The organism is Arenimonas sp. (genome assembly GCF_019459675.1).
In the GTDB taxonomy this organism is placed as follows: Bacteria; Pseudomonadota; Gammaproteobacteria; order Xanthomonadales; family Xanthomonadaceae; genus Arenimonas.
The window spans coordinates 1-6,203 of record NZ_JAIBFH010000347.1 but is presented as its reverse complement, the minus strand read 5'-3'; the positions used below and the strand labels follow the sequence as shown (position 1 = coordinate 6,203).

The window sequence follows — 6,203 nt, the reverse complement described above, 5'->3', positions numbered from 1 at the left end:
CCTGGCGGCTTCGGGCCGGTGCTGGCCCTGCGGCCGGTTCACCGCCTGGCGCGGGGGGCGGGGGTGGCGGCGCGCGCGCAGCGCGTCGATTCGCGCTTCGCTCGCCACCGCCTGTTCCTGCGCCAACTGCAGTGCGCTGATGTTGCCGGCCGCATGGAAGCGACCGGCCAGTTCGGCCGACGCCTCCGAGCCCTCGGCCACCGCCACGCGCATCGCCGCGACCTGGCGCGCGGCCACGTATTCGTACCAGGCCGACTCGACATCAGCCACCACGCCCAGCACCGCGCCGGTCACTTCAAGCGTGGCGCGTTCGTACTCCAGCTTCGCCAGGCGCGTGCGCACGGGCAGCATCAGCAGGTCCACCAGCGGCAGCGAAAGACCCACGGTGCGATTGCTGCCGCCCCCGTCAATCGACATGCGCGACAGCGACAGCCGCGGATTTGATATTTCCACCGCCTCCAGCACCTCGGCCCGGGCCAGGCCCTGGTGTGCGAATTCCTCCTGCAGGCGCGGGCTGCGCAGCATGGCCACGCGCAGCGCGGCGTCCAGGGTCATGGGCTGGTCCAGCCAGCGCTTGATCGACTCGCGTTCGGCGCGGGGTGAACCCACGGCAGCCCAGTCCACGGCAGGCCCGCCGCGGGCGGCCAGAAGGGGCGCGAGGTCGTCGGCGCGCGGCTGTGGGGCAAGGCCGGCACAGCCGCCAAGGGCGGACGCCAGGGCCAGCGCCAAGGCGGCGCGGGCGAGGGCAACTTTCATGGTCCATCTCCGATCGGTCGATCCCGGCAGCGCCGGGGACCCGGCGGGGCCGGGGCGGTCGCGGGGTGGCGGACGCGAAGTCCGCCGCTGGCGATCAGGGGATGGGAGGTCGAATCTCGGGGGCGCCGCCAGCGGCGGAGAATACCGGTGCCGGCGCTTGTTCCGACTGGCCACGCAGCACCATGTGGGGCATCGGCGGCGCCGCCAGGAACCCGACCGGGACGTGCTGCAGGCAATCGCAGCTGCAGGCGCCGTCCTGGCAGCAGTCGGCATCCTCGGGCGGGTCGCCGGCGTCGTCGGCCATGCCGTGGCAGGGCGCATCCATGGCCGCCACGGACAGGTCCGCATCGGCGGCCGCCACCGGGACGGGCGCCAGTCCGCCGGCCATCAGGACCAGCGCGAGCAGAAGGTGGACGACAGTGCGCGTGAGCGACATGGCCTGATTCTACAACGGCCGGTTATGCCGAATCGAAAGCTGGCGCTGGCGTCGCTGGGTTCAATGGACAGGGACGGGGACTTGGCGGGCGCCTGCAGGGTTTGGGTGCAGGGTGAGGGTTCCCACCATGGCAAGGGCAATGTCATCAACGGCCTAAGCCTGTCGCCTAGCTAAAACGACCAAAAATCATGCGGTTGCCTGTTTGAGGGCTGTGCGAAAGGTTCGGTTGCGACGCGATAAGAGCCTCAACTAGCAATTAGCGCCAAAGTTAGACCTTCCTAAACAATGCCTGAATGAGTAGGCCGAGGTGGCCGAGATGCGCTCGGTCAGGCGAAGAGCGTACTCCTTCGAACCACGAATTTCTTCACCCACCGGCGCAGGTGATATCAAACTCTTATCACTTGCGCCGAATCTTCTTGACTCCTCTCAAACGCGTTGCAATTAATCGCACCAAGTTAAGTGCGCATGCGACCAACGTCGGTGCGCGAGGAGCCTCTCCCGTGCACTCCCTTGCGCCCGGAACCATTTGCGTAGCAAGAGGCCAGGTCGTCGAAATCGATGGCCCGGAAAACCTTGTCTCGGTTCGCGTACGAAATGTGGCGACTGGAGAAACCTCCGTCGAGCGAATCTCTGATATTTCGAGCATCCCGAAACCATCATCGAAGACGAATGCCGACTTAGTGCCCGAGAAGGAGTGGACGCGATGCGTCGCGCTAGCAAAAGATCTTTCGCGGCTATTGGACCAACCGCGACTCTCGAAAGAAGAAATGACGAAACTTTCCGAAAAACACGGGATAAGTATTCGCAGCATCCAGCGCTCCCGGGCATGCTTTAACCAGGACCCGCGCGTCAGCAGCCTCGTGAGAGACACCGGCGGGCGTCCAGAAGGGTTCGTGCAGATCTCTGAGCGCGCTGACAAGATCATCAAGCACTGCATCAGGAAGTACTACCTGAACCGGCAGAAGGCAAGCAAGCAGCACATCGTTGAACGGGCGCAATCTTTAGGCAGACGTCTAGGTCTCGGCAATATTTCCAGGGACGCTGTTCTGCTTCGAGTCCGACGAGAAGAGGGGTATGAAGCCGACCGCAAGAGACTCGGTGGCAAGGCGGCGAGACAGAAGTGGAAGCCCCGAACCGGGAGCCACAACGCGCAACTCCCGCTCGACATGGTCCAGATTGACCACACGCCGGCAGACATACTGGTGGTTTCCGACGACCGCTCGCAAGTCTTGGGGCGCCCATGGGTAACATTGGCCATCGATGTTGCCTCGCGAAGCGTGGTGGGTTTCGAACTGTCAATGAGCGATCCGTCGTCTGTTTCCGTTTCACTTTGCATCGCCCACTCCGTACTGCCTAAGGATGGTGAGTCCTCCGCTACAGGCTTGTGGCCGATGTGTGGGATACCGGAAGTGATTCATGTTGACAACGGCAAAGACTTCAGAGCTATCGCCCTGAAGCGCGGGTGCGAACAGTTCAACATTGAACTGCGCTGGCGCCCCGTCAAAACCCCTCACTACGGCGCGCACATCGAGCGACTAAATGGCACGCTGATGAAGATGCTTCATTTGTTGCCCGGGACGGTCTTTAGCAACACAAAGGAGCGCGGCGACTATCCCAGCGAGAAGAAAGCAGCGTTAACGCTCAACGAGCTTAGGGAGTGGATTACCTACAAGATTTGCTACCACTACCACACCAAAACGCACAAAGGCATTGGCTGTCCTCCGCTTATCGCATGGGAACGCGGCATCGCAGAGAAATACGGCCCTTCCGGGTTCCCTCCGCTGCCGGCGGACAGGGATGATTTTCAGGTTCACTTCCTGCCATTTGCAATCAGACCGATCAGCCGAACAGGAATTCACCTGAACGCAAGCGTCTACTGGAATGACGACCTGGCCGAACTGGTCAATCGCGGGAGTCGTATCGTTCATTACAACCCACGCGAGCCGCGTCTCGCTTGGTTGCGCCTCGACGACGGGCAACTTGTCCGGTGTTCGGCAGTCTCGGGACGCGCAGCGACAACCACTCCTGCGCCACCGAGGCTGTCGGCAGATGAGATTAAGCGGTTGAATGAAATGATAGACAAGGGATTTGAGGCGTCAGACAAGATCGTTGATAAGGCTGTCAGAGAAACGCGGGCGGCGCGAAATGGCAACAAGGGCGCGGAAGTCGCACACGACCAACATAAACCAGAGGAAAGTCAATGCTCTTCCTCACAGGCTGATTGCAGCCCGAGCAGGGCACTTCCTTATGAGGAATGGACATAGCGAATGTACGAGCATCTTGATGCCTCTGCATCCGTGGCAATGGATCTTTCGGACGACGAGCGTGCGGAGAGAATGCTGATTGACAGGTTCATCTTGCATGAAAGACTTAACCCTATCTTCAAGCACGTAGAGTTTCTCCGGTTCTCGCCGAGGAAGATACGCGCCAGCGGGCTGGTGGTATATGGGCCGCCAGGATCAGGGAAAAGCATGCTTGCAGCGGCCATCAGGCGGCGATACCCGCAACTGCCCGCTACCGAAGGACTGCCCGCCACTTCCCCCATTCTCTATATAGGCATGACCGGGGCGAAGGAGGCCAAGCAAATCTACGAGCGAATCTTAGAGAGTCTTGGCATACCAGACCTTTATGTTGGGAGCCGTCGTGAGCGAATGACGCTGAAGGTGTGTAGACAGGCTCAGGTGAAGCTCTTAATGCTGGACGAGATACAGGATGTGCTGTCGTCCACCGATCGTCAGATGAAAAACGCACTTGAAACCATCCGTTTGCTCATGAATGAACTGAGCCTTCCGGTAATCGCGCTTGGAACGGGCATGGCTCAGCAGGCGATGAGCCAAGACCCCCACTTGAATGCCAGGTTTGCTTACCGCGAATTACCTACTTGGTCTCAGGGCGTCTACCTTGACAGGTTCCTCGGAACTCTTGAGAGACTGCTACCACTGAAGTCGCCATCAAACCTTGCTGCACCAGAAACCACCCGGCTTCTTGTCGAAATGAGTGTCGGAATCCTCGACGACATCGTCAAACTAGTGACACACGCGGGTGCATATGCAATCGAGACAGGTGCCGAAAGAATTACGCACGATTGTATAAAAATGGCGAGCCTGGGACCTCCTAACGCTTCGGTCAGACGCGCGATACGGGCGGCTGCAGAAGCCGCGGAAAGATCTGCCAAAGACAAGCCGCAAGTGCCATGACTGTAAGACTTTGGATCCCACTTCCTTCCCCGGATGAGTCGATTGCATCTATCCTTTGGCGTGCAGCGTGCTTTCTGGAGATTGATCCGAATGTACTGTGGGGGCACATCGTAAGCGATGTACCAGGTGACCCGGGGACCATGGACGCCCCCTCGTCAAATGCGCTACGTCGCATAGCAAACGGCATTGGTATGACGCCTTCCAGGCTAGCCGCCCATCGCATTCCGGTTGGCGAAACGCTACTCGAGCCGAACGCAAGGACTGCCGCATGTCCACTCTGCTGGCAGGAGGATGACGTCAACGGTCGGCCGCGAACCTACCGGCGCGCCTGGGCCTACGCGTGCCGAACATTCTGTAGGCAACATCGTGTCCCACTGGTCGCACCCCGGAGACCAGGGCATCTGGACCTCAGCGCCAATACTCACGACTATGCGCGGCTGAGTGGGGCGGAGCACGAAACAATTGTCCAGATGATTGACTTCGAAGACCGGATCGCCGCGGTACTTGATGGTGCCGAGCAGTGGCCAATCGAGTGGGCCGGAAGCGCATCGGGATTTAAGGTTGCGCTTGCGCAGCTCGTTTCTGAGAATGCAGCGACCGGTGGGCGCCCTTTGGTCTGCAATATCTACGTGTCTCGCGCCTTGGAGCCTTACATTCATGGCCCAAAGCACTACGGATCCTTGAGAAACTCAGAGCGTTGGCTCGCATTTCTTCGCGAGCGGAACCCCGCAGTGCGCCGAGCAGCTCTCTGGCTAGCGACAGTCTATGTCTCGCCAGAGCGCGCGACGGACCATGCTTCAGGACTTCCTGCACGCCTACTGCAAAAGATTTTTTCTGCTGATCAGATTCTCGACTAGACGCTGCACCGAATGTCGGCCGAGCACTGCCCCTCTCGGAACACCGTCGAATGTGCCGCGCCATATAGCCCAAATCGCGGTGCTTTCGATACTACGCACCTAGAGCGAGCGGGTAAGCGCCTGTTCCGATGGCGCCTCTGTCCAGTAGCGACGCCCCAGCCTAGCTGCATGTGTTGCAAAGACCTCGGCAATGAGACTGTGGGGGGTATCGGTTCGTGGCAAGAAGCCATCAAATGACCCTTGATGGGCGTAGCTCAGCCTGCTCGGGCTAGCCAAGGTAGCGGCAATCGCATCGCGGGTTTGCTTGAGATCAAAGCGCGATCTCAGGCACTCCATTGCCCCCTGACGCACACCGGACCAGATCAGGTACTTCCACCGTGCAAGCGACAGGGTGTCTAGATAGTTTGGGGGCAGCCAACGAAGGTCGCATGCCCAGGCGGGATCAAACCCATGCTTCGTTAGCTGAAACTGCAGGTAATCTGTGCACTCGGACTGGATTAGCTCGCGCCAGAATCCGACGCGCTCCTCGACAAGCGTTCCTTCACGTGCATAGGTTCGGAGCAGATCCTCGAGGTGCGCATCGAGCCCATCCAGAATTACCTCCGGCCAAGCATAGTCCCACGCCAACTGCTCGATTGGCGTCACGAATCCACGAGGCGGCAACTCCCACCGAGTGGCGGGCCAGGGCACCGCAATGATCCCTAGTGCCGTCAGTCGGTCCAAGAGCGCGATCGCCATGGCCTCTGTTGGCGCTATCGGTCGCCGAAGTTCGCGACTAGCCAGAAGTGCCCATAAACCGCATAGGGCACCAACATCTAGATCTTCCAGACGGTGGACGGGGGAGGGAGGCATGGGTGCTAAGGAAGGTCTGAACAACTCCCCCCGTTGCGGGCGACAATAGCGCGACCTGAATTGGATGACGATCGATGCAACTGACGTTCGGTGATGCCGAAGGCC

General features: G+C 60.1%; 5 protein-coding genes. 2 read left to right on the top strand and 3 right to left on the bottom strand.

Translation table 11 applies throughout. From position 1 onward, the window contains the following. On the bottom strand, positions 1-756 hold a 756-nt coding region (locus K0M70_RS11680), incomplete at its 3' end, for a TolC family protein (protein ID WP_290782098.1). 94 nt (positions 757-850) lie between these two features. Further along, a complete protein-coding gene (locus K0M70_RS11675; RefSeq protein WP_290782095.1) occupies positions 851-1,192 on the bottom strand; it encodes a hypothetical protein in 342 nt (113 codons plus the stop codon). 500 nt (positions 1,193-1,692) lie between these two features. Between K0M70_RS11675 and K0M70_RS11670 the strand changes: the two genes are divergently transcribed. Further along, positions 1,693-3,456, top strand: coding sequence for a Mu transposase C-terminal domain-containing protein (locus tag K0M70_RS11670; RefSeq protein WP_290782094.1), 1,764 nt, complete (start codon positions 1,693-1,695; stop codon positions 3,454-3,456). Between the two features lie 3 nt (positions 3,457-3,459). After that, entirely contained in the window at positions 3,460-4,389 is a 930-nt protein-coding gene (locus K0M70_RS11665; protein ID WP_290782092.1) for a TniB family NTP-binding protein, read from the top strand. A 956-nt stretch (positions 4,390-5,345) separates the two neighbouring features. On the opposite strand, the gene K0M70_RS11660 is transcribed toward K0M70_RS11665, so the two are convergent. Further along, a complete protein-coding gene (locus tag K0M70_RS11660; RefSeq protein WP_290782090.1) occupies positions 5,346-5,891 on the bottom strand; it encodes a hypothetical protein in 546 nt (181 codons plus the stop codon). Positions 5,892-6,203: the final 312 nt, after the last annotated feature.

Excerpts from the sequence above, each read along its gene's own strand:
- K0M70_RS11675 (WP_290782095.1), bottom strand. The coding sequence starts at position 1,192 with ATGTCGCTCACGCGCACTGTCGTCCACCTTCTGCTCGCGCTGGTCCTG.
- K0M70_RS11665 (WP_290782092.1), top strand. The coding sequence starts at position 3,460 with ATGTACGAGCATCTTGATGCCTCTGCATCCGTGGCAATGGATCTTTCG.